This window comes from Nitrospirota bacterium, from assembly GCA_016180645.1.
Lineage (GTDB): Bacteria > JACPQY01 > JACPQY01 > JACPQY01 > JACPQY01 > JACPAV01.
In genome coordinates, this window is sequence record JACPAV010000053.1 from 1 (window position 1) to 13,864 (window position 13,864).

13 protein-coding genes are annotated in these 13,864 nt (G+C 61.3%); 5 read left to right on the forward strand and 8 right to left on the reverse strand.

Annotation, left to right across the window (positions count from 1 at the left end; all coding sequences use genetic code 11):
- The 4 genes from HYT87_19425 to HYT87_19440 all read left to right on the forward strand — a co-directional run.
- Positions 1-1,330 (forward strand): PAS domain S-box protein (locus HYT87_19425; GenBank protein ID MBI2061916.1); only part of this gene is annotated, 1,330 nt, incomplete at its 5' end.
- Positions 1,216-2,448 (forward strand): hypothetical protein, encoded by a 1,233-nt coding sequence (locus HYT87_19430; GenBank protein MBI2061917.1) that lies wholly within the window; start codon positions 1,216-1,218, stop codon positions 2,446-2,448. The genes HYT87_19425 and HYT87_19430, both read left to right, overlap by 115 nt.
- Positions 2,445-2,900, forward strand: coding sequence for a response regulator (locus HYT87_19435; GenBank protein MBI2061918.1), 456 nt, complete (start codon positions 2,445-2,447; stop codon positions 2,898-2,900). Before HYT87_19430 ends, HYT87_19435 begins: the two co-directional genes overlap by 4 nt.
- 2 nt (positions 2,901-2,902) lie before the next feature.
- Positions 2,903-4,465, forward strand: a complete 1,563-nt coding sequence (locus HYT87_19440) for a response regulator (protein MBI2061919.1) — start codon at positions 2,903-2,905, stop codon at positions 4,463-4,465.
- A 55-nt stretch (positions 4,466-4,520) separates the two neighbouring features.
- On the opposite strand, the gene HYT87_19445 is transcribed toward HYT87_19440, so the two are convergent.
- The 4 genes from HYT87_19445 to HYT87_19460 all read right to left on the reverse strand — a co-directional run bounded on the left by HYT87_19445 (position 4,521) and on the right by HYT87_19460 (position 7,207).
- The gene (locus HYT87_19445; GenBank protein MBI2061920.1) at positions 4,521-5,192 is read right to left on the reverse strand and encodes a ribulose-phosphate 3-epimerase; all 672 of its coding nucleotides are present in this window, start codon (positions 5,190-5,192) and stop codon (positions 4,521-4,523) included.
- Positions 5,189-6,148 carry a methionyl-tRNA formyltransferase gene (locus tag HYT87_19450; GenBank protein MBI2061921.1) on the reverse strand — a complete coding sequence of 320 codons (960 nt, stop codon included), beginning with the start codon at positions 6,146-6,148 and terminating at the stop codon, positions 5,189-5,191. The genes HYT87_19445 and HYT87_19450 overlap by 4 nt, the downstream gene beginning before the upstream one ends.
- Complete coding sequence (gene def / locus HYT87_19455) at positions 6,145-6,705, reverse strand: peptide deformylase (GenBank protein ID MBI2061922.1); 561 nt, start codon at positions 6,703-6,705, stop codon at positions 6,145-6,147. Before def ends, HYT87_19450 begins: the two co-directional genes overlap by 4 nt.
- A gap of 241 nt (positions 6,706-6,946) precedes the next feature.
- The gene (locus HYT87_19460; GenBank protein MBI2061923.1) at positions 6,947-7,207 is read right to left on the reverse strand and encodes a hypothetical protein; all 261 of its coding nucleotides are present in this window, start codon (positions 7,205-7,207) and stop codon (positions 6,947-6,949) included.
- Positions 7,208-7,273: 66 nt separating this feature from the next.
- Between HYT87_19460 and HYT87_19465 the strand changes: the two genes are divergently transcribed.
- The gene (locus HYT87_19465; GenBank protein ID MBI2061924.1) at positions 7,274-8,566 is read left to right on the forward strand and encodes a glycosyltransferase family 1 protein; all 1,293 of its coding nucleotides are present in this window, start codon (positions 7,274-7,276) and stop codon (positions 8,564-8,566) included.
- Between the two features lie 92 nt (positions 8,567-8,658).
- Here the strand turns inward: HYT87_19465 and HYT87_19470 are convergent, their stop codons facing one another.
- From HYT87_19470 to HYT87_19485, 4 genes are all read right to left on the reverse strand, one after another.
- Complete coding sequence (locus tag HYT87_19470) at positions 8,659-9,273, reverse strand: M15 family metallopeptidase (GenBank protein MBI2061925.1); 615 nt, start codon at positions 9,271-9,273, stop codon at positions 8,659-8,661.
- An 83-nt stretch (positions 9,274-9,356) separates the two neighbouring features.
- A complete protein-coding gene (locus HYT87_19475; GenBank protein ID MBI2061926.1) occupies positions 9,357-11,234 on the reverse strand; it encodes a hypothetical protein in 1,878 nt (625 codons plus the stop codon).
- Between the two features lie 62 nt (positions 11,235-11,296).
- Positions 11,297-13,048 (reverse strand): caspase family protein, encoded by a 1,752-nt coding sequence (locus HYT87_19480; GenBank protein MBI2061927.1) that lies wholly within the window; start codon positions 13,046-13,048, stop codon positions 11,297-11,299.
- On the reverse strand, positions 13,045-13,860 hold the full coding sequence (locus HYT87_19485; GenBank protein ID MBI2061928.1) for a hypothetical protein: 816 nt from the start codon (positions 13,858-13,860) through the stop codon (positions 13,045-13,047). The genes HYT87_19480 and HYT87_19485 overlap by 4 nt, the downstream gene beginning before the upstream one ends.
- Positions 13,861-13,864: the final 4 nt, after the last annotated feature.

Genomic DNA, 13,864 nt, shown 5'->3' on the forward strand with positions numbered 1-13,864 from the left:
AGGCAACGTACTCGGTGTGTTCGCCGCGGCCCGCGACGTGACCGCGCAGAAGCAGGCTTCGCAGTACGCCCGCAGTCTCATCGAAGCGAGCCTCGACCCTCTCGTGACGATCAGCCCGGAAGGCAAGATCACGGATGTGAACGAAGCCACCATCAAGATCACGGGCGTCCCGCGCGACAGATTGGTCGGAACCGACTTCTCCAACTACTTCACGGAGCCTGAGAAGGCGCGCGAGGGCTATCAGCAGGTGTTCGCCAAGGGGTTCGTCACCAACTACCCTCTGACCATCCGTCAAAAGGACGGCCGTCTCACCGACGTCCTCTACAACGCGTCCGTTTACAAGGACGCGCGAGGCAACGTGCTCGGCGTCTTCGCGGCGGCCCGGGACGTCACCGAATCCAAGCGGGTCATGAAGGAGTTTTCCGAAACGAAGAACCTCCTCGACAACATCCTGCAAAGCTCCATCAAGTACTCCATTATTGGAAAAGATCTCAACCACCGCATCCTTTCATGGAACGAGGGGGCGCAGAGGAACTACGGCTATTCGGCGGATGAGATTCTCGGCAAGAACTCGGAGATTCTCCACGCGCCGGAGGACGTCAAGTCCGGCGCCGTCAAACGCCTGCTGGATAACGCCTATGAGAAGGGTTTGGCCGAGGGAGAGTTCGAACGCGTCCGAAGGGACGGCGCCCGCTTCGCCGCAAGCGTCGTCGTCACCCGCCGCAACGACGCGTCGGGCAATCCGGTCGGCTACCTGCTCATGTCGAGCGACATCTCGGAAAAGAGGAAGGCCGAGGCACAACTGCGCTTCGCCTCGCAGTATTCGAGGAGTCTCATTGAGGCCAGCCTGGACCCGCTCGTCACCATCAGTCCCGAAGGCAAGATCACGGATGTCAACGAGGCCACCATCAAGATCACGGGCGTCCCCCGGGAGGAACTGATCGGGACGGACTTTTCCAACTATTTCACCGAACCCGAACGGGCCCGCGAGGGCTACCAGCAGGTGTTTGCCAAGGGCTCCGTCACCGACTACCCGCTCACGATCCGGCACAGGAATCACCGATTGACCGAAGTCTTGTACAACGCGTCGGTCTACAAGGACGCGCAGGGCAACGTGCTCGGCGTGTTCGCCGCGGCCCGCGACGTGACCGTGCAGAAGAGGGCCGAGGTGGAGATCGCGGAACAGAGGGGCAAGGAACTGGAGCGCCTGGCGGAATTGGAGCGGTTTCAGAAGCTCACCGTGGGCCGCGAGCTCAAGATGATCGAGCTCAAGAAGGAGATCGAGGAACTGAAAAACAGGCCGGGGAGCCGGGGAGCGGCCGGAGCGTGAGCGGAGACCGGGGGCAGGATGACGCGCGCAGCACGACGAGCGCCATTCTCAACATCCTGGAGGACGCCGCGGGTGAGAAGGCGCACGTTGAGGCCACGCAAAAAGCGGTCCTGAACATCCTCGAGGATTCCGCCGAGGAAAAGGCCCGCCTGGCGGACACGCACCGCGCGGCGCTCAACATCCTTGAAGATGCCGCGGGGGAAAGAGCGCGCGTGGAGGGGACGCAGAAGGCGGTCTTGAACATTCTGGATGACTTCGCCGAAGAGAAGGCCCGGCTCGCCGATACGCAGCGCGCGGCGCTCAACATTCTCGAGGACTTCGACATTGAGAAGAACAAGGTCGAGAGCGTCAACGTCGAGCTTCGAAACGAGATCGCCGAGCGCACTCGGGCGGAGGAGGCCCTGCGCATCGCCAACACCGCGGTCGAGAGGGCCAACAAAGAACTCGAAGCCTTCAGCTACTCCGTATCCCACGATCTGAGGGCTCCGCTCCGGCACGTGGACGGCTTCGTGAACCTCCTGACGAAAAGCGTGGCGCCGCAACTCGATGAGAAACACCGACGCTGGCTGGACATGGTGTCCGAGTCCGCGAAGCAGATGGGCCGCTTGATCGACGACCTTCTGGTATTTTCGCGCATGGGCCGGTCGGAGCTGAAAACCGAACGGGTCGATTCGGAACGCCTCGTCGGGGAAGTCGTCCGCGATCTGGGCGAGCAGGAGACCGGACGCTCGATCGAGTGGGAAATCGGCGCCCTGCCGCCGGTCCCCGGAGATCCTCCCATGTTGAGACTGGTCTGGGTCAATCTGATCTCCAACGCCTTGAAGTACACCCGGCCGAAATCGCCCGCCCGGATCGAAATCAGCTCCCGCGCGGAAGGCAGCGAGGTCATCTTTTGCGTCCGCGACAACGGGGTCGGCTTCGACATGCAGTATGTCCACCGGCTCTTCGGCGTTTTCCAGCGGCTGCACGGCGCGACGGAGTTCGAAGGAACCGGCATCGGCCTGGCGAACGTCCGCCGGATCGTGAGCCGCCACGGCGGGCGCACCTGGGCCGAATCCACCCCCGGCGAAGGGGCGATCTTCTATTTTTCACTTCCCAACGGAAAGGAAGGATCATGAACCAACTCAAACGGATTCTATTGGCTGAGGACAACCCGAAAGATGTTGAACTGACGCTGGCCGCGCTGGAAGAAAACCACCTTGCGAATGAAGTTCTGGTGGTGAACGACGGCGCGCAGGCATTGGACTTCCTGTATCGCCGCGGCGCTTTCAAGCTCCGCGCGCCGGAGAATCCCGCCGTGGTATTGCTGGATCTCAAAATGCCGAAGGTGGATGGCCTGGACGTGTTGCGGAAAGTGAAGGCGGATGACACCCTCAAGATGATCCCCATCGTGATGCTTACGTCCTCGAGGGAGGAGAAGGACCTGGTGGAGAGCTACCAATTGGGCGTCAACGCCTATGTGGTCAAGCCGGTCGATTTCCAGCAATTCGTCGATGCCGTGAAACAGCTCGGAGTCTTTTGGGGACTCATCAATGAGCCACCCATCGGAAGCGTCCGGCGCGTGAGGTAGGTATGGCTGCGGGGGGAGCAGCGTTGAAGATCCTCCACCTGGAGGACAACCCCGGCGACGCGGAGTTGGTGCGCGCATTTCTTCACGAGGACGGCATCGTGTGCGAAATCATTCGCGTGGAGTCCTTGACCGAATTCGAGAAGATTCTTCGAGAGAATGGCGTGGATCTGATCGTCTCGGATTTCACGCTTCCGACGACGGACGGCCTGTCCGCCCTCTCCGTGGCGCGCAAGGTGCGGCCCGAAGTGCCGTTCATTTTCCTTTCCGGAACCATCGGTGAGGAACGGGCGGCGGAGGCGGTCCGAATGGGCGCGACAGACTACATCCTCAAGGATCGGCCGCTCCGATTGGTCACCGCCGTGCGAAGGGCCCTCCGGGAATCGAAGGAAAACAAGAGGAGCGGGAGCCTGGAGGCCCAACTCCGGCTTTCCCAGCGGATGGAGGTGGTGGGCCGACTCGCGGGCGGCGTGGCGCACGATTTCAACAATTTGCTGACCGTCATATCGGGTCGTTCCGAGATCGTTTTCAGCGAACTGGGGCCGACGCATCCGTGCTCCGAAGATCTCTCCGAGGTCCTGGAGGCGGCATCCAGGGCCGCGAGTTTGACTCGACAACTCCTCGCCTTCAGCCGTCAGCAGGTTCTCCAACCGAGAATTCTGGACCTGAATGCGTTGATCCGCGACCTGACCCGGATGCTCCGCCGGCTGATCGGGGAGGACCTCGAACTCACGACGCACCTGGCTCCCGGCGTCCTACCCGTGAAGGCGGACCCCGGGCAGTTGGAACAGGTCATCATGAATCTGGCGGTCAACGCCCGGGACGCCATGCCGGATGGCGGGCGGTTGTCCGTCGAGACGCTCATCGAAGACCTGGGGGAAGAGTACGCCCGCCGCAATCTGGACATGAAGCCGGGACGATACGTGAGCCTGTCCATCGGCGACACCGGGGAGGGGATAGCCGCGGAGAATCTCCCTTTCATCTTCGAGCCGTTCTTCACGACGAAGGAGCCGGGGAAGGGCACGGGACTCGGCTTGGCGATGGTCTATGGGATCGTCAAACAAAGCGGCGGCCACATCAACGTCTCGAGCGAACCGGGGCGAGGGAGTCTTTTCCGCATTCATCTTCCCGGCATCGAGGAGGCCCCTGAGGAAGTTCAACCTGCGGGCGGCGCGCGTTCAGTTCCGGGAGGGTCCGAGACGGTTTTGCTGGTGGAGGACGACGAAATGGTCCGCGCCGTGACGGCGCGGATGCTGCGGAAGATCGGGTATGTCGTCCTGGAGGCGCCGCATCCGATGCTGGCGCTCCAAGCCGCGGAAAATCACCCAGGTGATATTCATCTTGTTGTATCCGACATTGTCATGCCGGTGATTGACGGCTGGGAATTTGTGCGCCGGCTGCGGGTGGCCCGTCCCCTGGTGAAAGCCCTCATGATGTCCGGCTACCCGGGTCGTGGCTTTCCATCCGCCCAGATGGATTTTCCCAGCGTGGTCTATCTCCCCAAGCCGTTTTCGGCCGAAGTGCTGGCGGTGAAGGTCAGAGAGGCCCTGGACGGAAATAATAGGTGACAGTATACTCTATTAAGGCTTGCAACGGCAATAATAGTATACTGTCACCGATTATTCACGCGCCGGCGAGGGCTTGGCGCATTTTCTTGATCGTGTCCTTGTATGGCTTATTCTTGAAGACGCCGGCGCCTGAGACGAAGACATTTGCCCCGGCGGAAGCCACTTGGGCGATGTTCTCCAGCTTCACGCCGCCGTCCACCTCAATGTCGAGGGCGGGATTCCGCTTGTCGGCGATTTCCCGGAGCCGCTGGATCTTCGGCAATACGGCCGAGATGAACGCCTGACCGTAGAATCCTGGATTCACGCTCATCATGTTCACAAGATCGATGTCCGGCAGGATCTCGGAAACGGCCTCAATGGGGGTCGCGGGGTTGACGGCCACGCCGGCCTTCGCGCCGAGTTTCTTGATCTCCTGAATCAGCCGGTGGAGATGGGTCACGGCTTCGACGTGAACCGTGAGGATGGCCGCTCCCGCCTGGATGTAGTCCTTGAAAGAAACCTCGGCGTTGCTGATCATAAGGTGGACGTCGAGGGGAAGGGCGGTCGCCTTCTTAATGAAGGCCGTAATCTCCGGCCCCAGGGTCAAATTGGGTACGAAGTGGCCGTCCATGACGTCGACGTGGATGTAGTCCGCCCCGCCTTCCGAGACTTCCCGGATTTCATCTCCGAGATGGAGATAGTCGGCGGCGATCAGGGAGGGAGAGATCTTCCAGTTGTTCTTAGTCATTGGAACCTCGCAGACTTCTTAAGTCGATAGCCGTTGACGAACTCGGCGGCGGTCATTCTTTTTTTGCTCTCGGGCTGGATTTCGTGGATGACCAGCGTGCCTCGGCCGCAGGCGACCTCAATACCGGAGGGGCCGGCGCCGACGACGGTTCCGGGATCCGCTTGAACGTTGTGCGCCCGCGTCGTGGCCGAGAGAATCTTGAGTAATTTTCTATCGAGGTGTGTATGGGTTCCGGGCCAGGGCTGGAAGGCTCGGAGCCTTCGCTCAATCTTCGGAGCCTCGTCTTTCCAGGCGATCAGGGCGTCTTCCTTGCTGATCTTCGGGGCGGATGTGGCTCGAGCGTCATCCTGTTCGGAGGGCCTGATGCTCCCCGCCGCGAATGGGTCGATCGTGCCCGCCAGAAGTTCGGAGCCGAGCCGGGCGAGGCGATCGTGCAAGGCGGGCGCCTCCTCGGCATCCTTCACCTCCACCCTGCGCTGGGCGAGAATCGGGCCGTGGTCCACCAGGCGATCCATCAGGAAGGCCGTCACGCCGGTTTCGGCGTCGCCGTTCAGGATCGTCCACTGGATGGGCGCCGCCCCGCGGTATTTTGGGAGGAGCGAAGGGTGGAGATTGATGAACCCCAGTGGGGGGAGGCGGAGAAGGGCGTCCGGAAGGATCTTCCCATACGAGGCGACGACGCCGAGGGCCGGGCTGAGCCGCGCGATGAGTCCGATGAAATCGGGATCTTTGAGTTTGTCCGGCTGGAAAAGCGGCAGTCCGAGCTTTTCCGCGCGGGTCTTCACGGGGGAAGGCGCAGATTTCATTCCGCGGCCCTGGGGCTGGTCCGGAGTGGTGACGACCGCGACCACGCGATGGGGGCCCCTCGCAAGGGATTCAAGCGTGGGAATGGAGAATTCACTGCTCCCCATGTACAGGATGCGGAGCGGGGGGCTGCCGGGGATCACAGAGCTCATAGTCGCGCACCTTCGTGATCTTCGAGCAGGAGCCGCCGCTGCTCGGGAGTGCCGTAGAACTCCTCCTGCCACTTCCGGAGGCGGCGATCGTAGAGGTCTCGCACGCTCTTGGCTACCCGATCGATGAAGAGAACACCGTCCAGGTGATCCATTTCATGCTGGATCGCGATGGCCTTCATGTCCTCGGCTTCGATTTCGACGGGACGGCCGTCCAGACCGAGGGTGCCCACCTTGACCCGGCTCGAACGGGTGACCTTCGCGTTGAATCCCGGGAGGCTCAGGCATCCTTCCTCGTAGACGATGGACCCTTTCCTCGACCGGATCTCCGGGTTGATGAGGGCGACCGGCTCTTTCTCACCCTTCACCCACGAAACGTCGATCACCAAAACGCGCCGGAGGACGCCGATCTGCGGTGCGGCCAGTCCGACGCCGGAAAAGCGGTACATCGTGTCCGTCAAATCGCGTATGAGAGACCGGACGCTGTCGTCGACCTCGCGGACCGCCTCGGCCTTCTGCCTGAGTTGCGCATCCGGATAGTAAAGTACGTCTCGAACCATGTGGGCTATCTTAGACCATCTGGAGGAATGAATCCCTATCGCGTAGCGACCGCAGGCTAAAGCCTGCGCCTACCCCGGAGGAGTCTTCGGTAGCCGCGGGCCATGTTACATGCCGCACCATCCGTGGTGCGGCGACATATCATGGTCCCATACCCTCCGTGGCATGGGGCTTCAGCCCGCGTCTTGCTTGGAAACACGCGATGCCACTTGGGAGCTGGACCCTCATGCGGGTGATTCGGCGCTATCGCGTCGCGGTCTGGAGGACCGAGGCATACCAGAGAGTCACCACCCCTGCGACGAAAAGGGCCGGCGTGAGAATCCATCGAATGAGGTGAGTGGAGGGCCTCTTGACTCTGGGGTCGCTCAGCATCGAGAGGCGCACGAAGGCTTCGGGACGAAGGAGGAGGAACAGTCCCGCGGCCAGGGAGAGGCAGCCGGCGAGCCAGAGGAACCAGGGTCGGAGGACAATCGGCGGCCAGAGAGCGCGGAAGAAGACTTCCATCTGCACGGAAGTCTACACAATCGGATTTTGGCTGGCTATTCGGAAGTGGACCGGTAGAATGCCGACGTGAGATTCCTGTTCTGTGTCCCCGGTCCGGCTGGACACTTCTTCCCGACGGTTCCCGTTGCGCTCAAGCTCAAGGAGTGGGGTCACCACGTCGCATTCGTGAGCGAGGCGGATCTCGGCGTGGTCGAGACGGTGAAGCAGTTGGGCCTGCCGGCGTATCTTTCGGGCCCGGCCGTCCGGTACAAGGATTGGCCCCGGCTCCATCCGGGGTTCTGCAGGAAGCGCGGACTCGTCCAGACGCACTACATGATCAAACGCGTGGTGGGTCCTTTGATCGGGGAAATGGCCGAGGGCACGCTGCGGGCCATAGACGCGTTTTCGCCGAACGCCGTGGTGGTGGATACGATCGCCTTCGGGAGCGCCATCGCCGCGGAGCGGTCGGGCCTGCCCTGGGCGACCAGCGGGCTCTTCCTCACCCTGGTTGAGGGTCGTGGATCCACACCGCCCGGGCTGGGACTCGGCCCGCCGAACGAGTGGTGGCAATTCTGGATGAACCGCTTCATCTGGTGGGGAGGGAAACTGTTTTCCCGGCAGTACGATTCGGTGTTCAACAATCCTCGACGCCGCCTGGGACTTCCGAATCTGCCGCACGGATTTTTCTCGACGACCTTCTCGCCTTATCTTTATCTCGCGTTCTCGACATTGGACTTTGAGTATCCGCGCTCCGATTTTCCTCCGCATCTCCACTTCGTAGGCCCAAGTCTGTGGGACCATCCTGTCGGACGTCCGCGTCCGGACTGGCTGGACCGGCTGGACGCAGGAAAACCGGTGGTCTATGTAACCCAGGGAACCGCCGTCGGTCCCATGCGAGAGGAGTTTTTCGACCTGGCGATGGACGCCTTGAAGAAGGAATCGGTGCACGTGATCGTGACCACGGGCGACGCCGTGGATCACTCCCGGCTGACGGCCCCGCCGGGGAATGCCATTCTTCAACATTTCGTACCCCACAGCTATTTTCTGGATCGCGTTTCCGCAATGGTACACCACGGCGGATTCTCCACTTGCATGGGCGGGCTCCGGCACGGGGTGCCGATGGTGATGGTGCCCTTTAATTGGGACCAGCCGGACAACGCGCGGCGCGTCGAGGAACTGGGCGCGGGGGTCATGTTGCGGCCGGCGCTCGTCACGAAAGGCCGATTGAGGGGCTGGGTACGGCGGATTCTTGAGGACGGGCGATACCGGGATCAGGCGCGGCGATTCGGCGCGGGTCTTCAGGGAAACTCAGGTGCGGAGGGCGCCGCCGCGCTTCTGGTGAAGCTGGCCGAGACGAAGCAGCCGGTCCTCAGAAACTGAATGAAGAATGTGGTGAAGTGACCATCGAGTCATGTAGTCATCGACTTTCCGGGCGGTGATTCCATGATTACATGGTTACATGATTACATCCCTCATTTGCTCAATGACTCCAGTGGTACATCAAGTAGATCGTACCGTCCTTTCTCCTCATCGTCGAAGTGCCACCATTCGGTCCGGATGGTGGTGAAGCCGGCATTGAGCATCGCTTTCTTGAGAACTTCGCGGTTTTGCCTTACAGCTTCAGGAAGATCCGCGTATTCCGCCTGGGCTTTCTCTGAGAAATCGTCGTGATCCGTCGGCATCGGGACGTCGGCGCCGCTGAGGTCCGTCAATGTGATGTCGACCGCTGCGCCACGGTTATGGTTTGAGCCTTTCTTCGGGTCCGCGACGAAGTCCGGATTCGGAACGATCTCCCACATCTTGTATTGGATGGACCGCGGCCGGTAGCAGTCCCACACTTTGAGGCGAAAGCCTTGCGCATGCAAAGTCTTCGCGACCGCGACCAGTCGTTCCGCGGTTTTCTCGCGCAGGAGGCATCGATTCGCCGGGTAGACGGCTTTGTGAAACAGATTGCGGTCCCCCGCGTACCGCATGTGGACGACGAGGGAGGGTACCACGCGAGATACATCGACGAGATTGGGTTTCGCCGTCGCATCGGGGTCGCTTCCGCGGCGGGTGGCGGCTTTTGGACCACCGCCTAGAAGCATTCCGAAGGTGCAGGAACTGAGCGTGAGACAAACAGACAGGACGATCCAAGCCCGGAGAGGCGGGGCGGCCGATCGCAGCATGCTTAACTCCCGACGGCGAGCACGTCACTCAGGAGGTTCATGAGGCAGAGGCCCGGAGGGCCGCTGAGTTTTTGAAGCTCAGGTTTGACGCCGCAAGGAACGGTCGAACCTTGCGGGAGCGTCACGCCGTACTTCTTCCAATCCAGCGCAGTAGGATCCACAAGCACGGCGCCGCCGAATCCGGGGTCCTGCCACAGAAAATGAACGTAGGCGGATTTCTTTCCGTCCTTGGGAACGCCGTCGCCCCATGCGGTGGAGAAATCGGGATCATCGATGGAGATCCCGCCGATGTCGTAGATACCCACTCCCAACTGATCCATGGGCCATTCTTGAAAATGAGTGGAGTCCGTAAGGGGCCGCCCGGGCTCGCAGGAAAGCTTGAGGGTATTTTGAGGCGCTTTGACACCGCATTCGAATTCCTCGAGGAAGTAGCCATCGGTAGAGCCGATGGCCCGAGTCCAGGCGGGGAGATAATTCCTGGCATTCTCGAGGGATTTGAAGAGCTGGTGCATGTCCAGGTAGAAGACGCTTCGATTGATTCCGAGTTGAACGCCGGCGACGAATTGGACCATGTCGCCGACCGTGTCCAAGAGGTTGGTCACGGCGGCCTGGGTGACGTTCGCGGCGGCTCCCGTGTCGGAGGTCAGCGACGAGAGCACGGCCTGTGTCGCAATCGAATTGAACCCGGCGGACACGTTGTTGAGAAGGGGACCGAAGACATCGGCCGCATTGACGTATGGGTATTGCTTCGGGTTCGTCAAGTGAAGCCTGAGATTCTCCGTGGATCGGGCGGCGGTGGGCGAGGGTTCGACCTTTCCCAGACGGTAGACGCCGCTGCTGGACGAGGAAGACCCCGTGCTGCGGACATTCATGTAGTTTTCGGCATCGAGGAACGCCATGAAGGAATCGGAATAGTGCCCTGGGTTGTCCACGGGGACCGTTTCGTTGATGCTGCTCGAGAGCAGGTAGGCGAACAGGAGGTCCCTGGCCTGCGACAGGTGCTCGGGGAAGAAGGTGAGAAACGTGGGATCGCTGTTCAGCAGGCGGGTTGTCTGCTTGGCGCCTTCTCCTTCAAAGAAGTTCTCCAGGAGCTCGCTCATGTCGAGGCCGGCGGTCATCTGCTTGATCAGGTTTACGGAGTTGAGGCGGAGAGAGATAACCGCGTCAGAGGCCATCCCTATCAAGTAGAGCAGGTCCCGCAGATAAAGAGCCACCGCCTTGTTGTGGTAGCCGACAAACTCGCCCGCGGCGCTGACCCCGGCCGCGGAGAATCCCAGAGTGACGCTCTTGGCGGGGAAGACAAAATCCTCGCTATGGAGGACCGATTCCAGCTTCGGGATGCTCCGGGCGACGGCATTCAGGAGATAGACGTTGAACAGGTCTTCGAGCACGCCGTGGGAGATCTCCCCTGCGGCGTGGCGGCGGGCGCCCACGGGAAACGGCGGGGCGAACATCGGGGATGACGGAGGAGCGGCGAGTATCGCGTCCCTCGGCGGCGCGCCCTCCATGCCGAAAAGTTTCAGCATCGCGCTGGTCAGTTCGTTCAGGTCTTGGAGCGTGATAAGAAAGTCGGTGGCGAATTCCCCGTACGTAGCCGCGCCGGGGTCCACATTTGGATCATTCTGGGCTCCCCTGAAATACTCGCGTGCTTTTTCCCATCCGGCCCGGTCCGGCTGGGAGAGCAGATCGGCGTAGCCGATGAAGGTCTTGGGAAAAGTGTGGGCATGATCCCCCGTCTGGATCGTTACATTCGGGTTGGGGGGCTCAATCGGTTTCACGACTTTCTCCTCGGCGATGAAGGTGGCGGTGCCGCAGGAGGAAGTGAAGAGTGAAAAGAGAAGAGTGAAAAGAATGGGGAGGGCAAAGGATCTTCGCGCCATGGGAAGAGTCCGTTGACCGAATGTACGGCCGGACAGGGCCTCCATGGATCTGGAGATTGGGGTCATGGCTCGAGTTTGAGAGTGAGGTCGAGCGTGCCCCGGAGGACGGGGTTTTGCTTGCCGTCGGTTTTCTCGCGTACGGAGGCGTAGGTCCAATTGTGGAGTTCTTCGAGGGTCAGGAGGCGGTCTTCGTTCAGGTCGGCCTTGCCGTCCATCGCCTCCAGCAGGGCGGAAGTGTAGATCCCGTGTTTCAGCTTGGGGTCCTCGCGCGCCACTTCGAGCGGTCCGGCGGAGCTCATTACGGCGCGGCCCCTTGCATCCGACAGTCGATTGAGGAACTTGTCCGAGAGCTTCCCGACGGCCTTGGAAATCGTCCGACCGCCGCCGCCCGAGTAGCAGGTGTCGAGGATGAACAGGATGTTCTTTGCCCGGATGCGTTCAAAAAGCGTGCGGAGTTCCTCCATGGGAAGAGCGGTGGAATAGAGGGAACCCGGACGCGTATCGTAGACGGCGAGGTATTTTGAAAACCCATCCCCGTCCGGTGAGGCGGCATCCTTTTCGGTCGCGCCGTGTCCCGCGAAATAGACCAGGACGTCGTCATTCGGCGTGGCCCGCTGCTTGAGTTCGGTTCCCAAGACCTCCCTCACGCGTTCCAAGGTCGCCTCCTCGTTGGCGATGACGAAGGAGTTGGAGGAACCGACGAGGCCTTTTTGTGTCATCAGTTCGTGAAGGGCGCCGGCGTCTTCGGCCGCGAACCCGGTGGGCGGCAGCGAGGCGTACTGGGAAATGCCGATGAAGACGGCGAAGACCTGCGGTGGGGAGGTCGAGCGTTCGACATGGACGAGCCGCTCAATGGAACCGGTTCGCCCCTGCGCCCGCACGCGGAGGACGTTCAGCCCCGCGGCCAGTTTGACGGCCGCGTTGAACGCGTAGTCGCGTTGGAGGACTTTCGGCTCGTAATCGAGCTCCTTCTTGCCGTTGACGATCACCACGAGCCGGCGGAGTCCGACGGGGTCGTTGACGAGGCCGGAAAGTTCGATCACTTCATCGTCGACTTGGATGAATTCCTCGTTCGGTTTGAGCACCGTCAGCGTGGGCCCGGGCGTCAGACCGGTGCTCACGGCAAAGGTCGTGTAGGTTTTCTCGTTGGCCGGATAGACCAGCCGTGCGGGAGTCGGTTTATCCGGACTGAGGTACGGCTCGAGATCGTGAATGGGAATTTCCACGACGCCTTCCAGATCGGTCGACATCGGAACCGCCTGGTCGCCCGCCTGGGTTTTCAAACGGATTTCGACGGGTGTAAGGGTGGCGGCCGAAACCGATTCCACCACGCTACGGTCGGAATCCTCGATATAGGTCCACTTGGGTTTCAACTTCCTGCCGTGCCCGAACAGGCGGAACGCGAGGGTTCCGCCGAATACGGCGTCGCTGGCGAAAAGCGCGGTGGAGCCCCAGGTGCGGAGATCGGACCGGCCGTTGCGTATGCCCTGGCTCATCAAGTAGGCGCCGCCTCCAAGCGCGGCGGCCCACGCGGTCCCGGCCGCAATCCAGCCCGCCGTGGTCATTTGGATGCGCGGCTCGATTTCCTCCTCGTAGCCGACGCGCTTGAGATTGTAGCGTTGGAGCTTGTAGCGGAAGATGGGATCGCTCGATGTCGGCGCGGAAACCATCTCAAAGGCCGTATGCGTTGTGGCGCGACCGAGGTCGAGAGGGCGAATGGCGCCGGTCGAATCCGCCTTCAGGTGGACGCAAGAGAGGGCCGCGACCCCCACGCCGGCCACAAGGGCTATGCGCCCGAACGCGCGACCGATCAAAGCCCGAGTCGTTTTTCGATGGAACCCTTGAGGGTTTGCCCCGGACCCGACGCGGGACATGCCTTGAGCAGATCGAGAGCCGCTTCCAGGCGGGATTCCCTGACAAAGTAAGAGACGCCGGTCTTGCAGAGAGCCTCTTTCTGCGTGGGTGTGGCGTTTTCCACCGCCTGGCGGATCATGCCGAGGCTTTTCACATCCTCCTGGCTCACAACCCGGAAACAGGCGGTTTCCAAAGATTCCCCCTTGGAACCGGTGAGTTCCCAGCAGTAACTCTTCCCGGCCTCGAGAGGTTCCGACCCTGAGGGATAGCCAAGTTCTGTCCCCGCCACCGGAGTGTCCCAGAGGATTCCCTTATGGTCAGGTTTGTTCAGGACGACTTTTCCCACCGTTTTTTCCCGCCACCGGAATGAGGGAGTGGCTTGTTCCACGGCGATGGACACGGGATAGGCGAGCCGCGTAAGGAGGCCGCCGGAGCGAAAATAGGCTCCTCCTGTGGCCGTGGCCGTCTCCTTGGAGAACACCTTGGCCAGACCTTTCTCGGCCACTTTGCTCTCCTCGGCCTTCAGCGTGCCATCGACCTTCCATCCGTTTTGCTCGGTGAGAACCAGGCTGCCGGCTCCCTTGAACGTGACGAAGCGGTCGGGTGAGAAGAAGATCGTCGCCTCCCCGCCCTTGAACTCCAAGGTGTCCTTCGCCTTCAGTTCGGACATGACTTCCGGGGGGGTCTTTTTTCCGGCGCGGACAAGGGTGACCTGTGCCGGGTCGGCCGAGACCAAGCTGCTCCACTGAACGAGCGATAGAAAGACCGCCATGTTA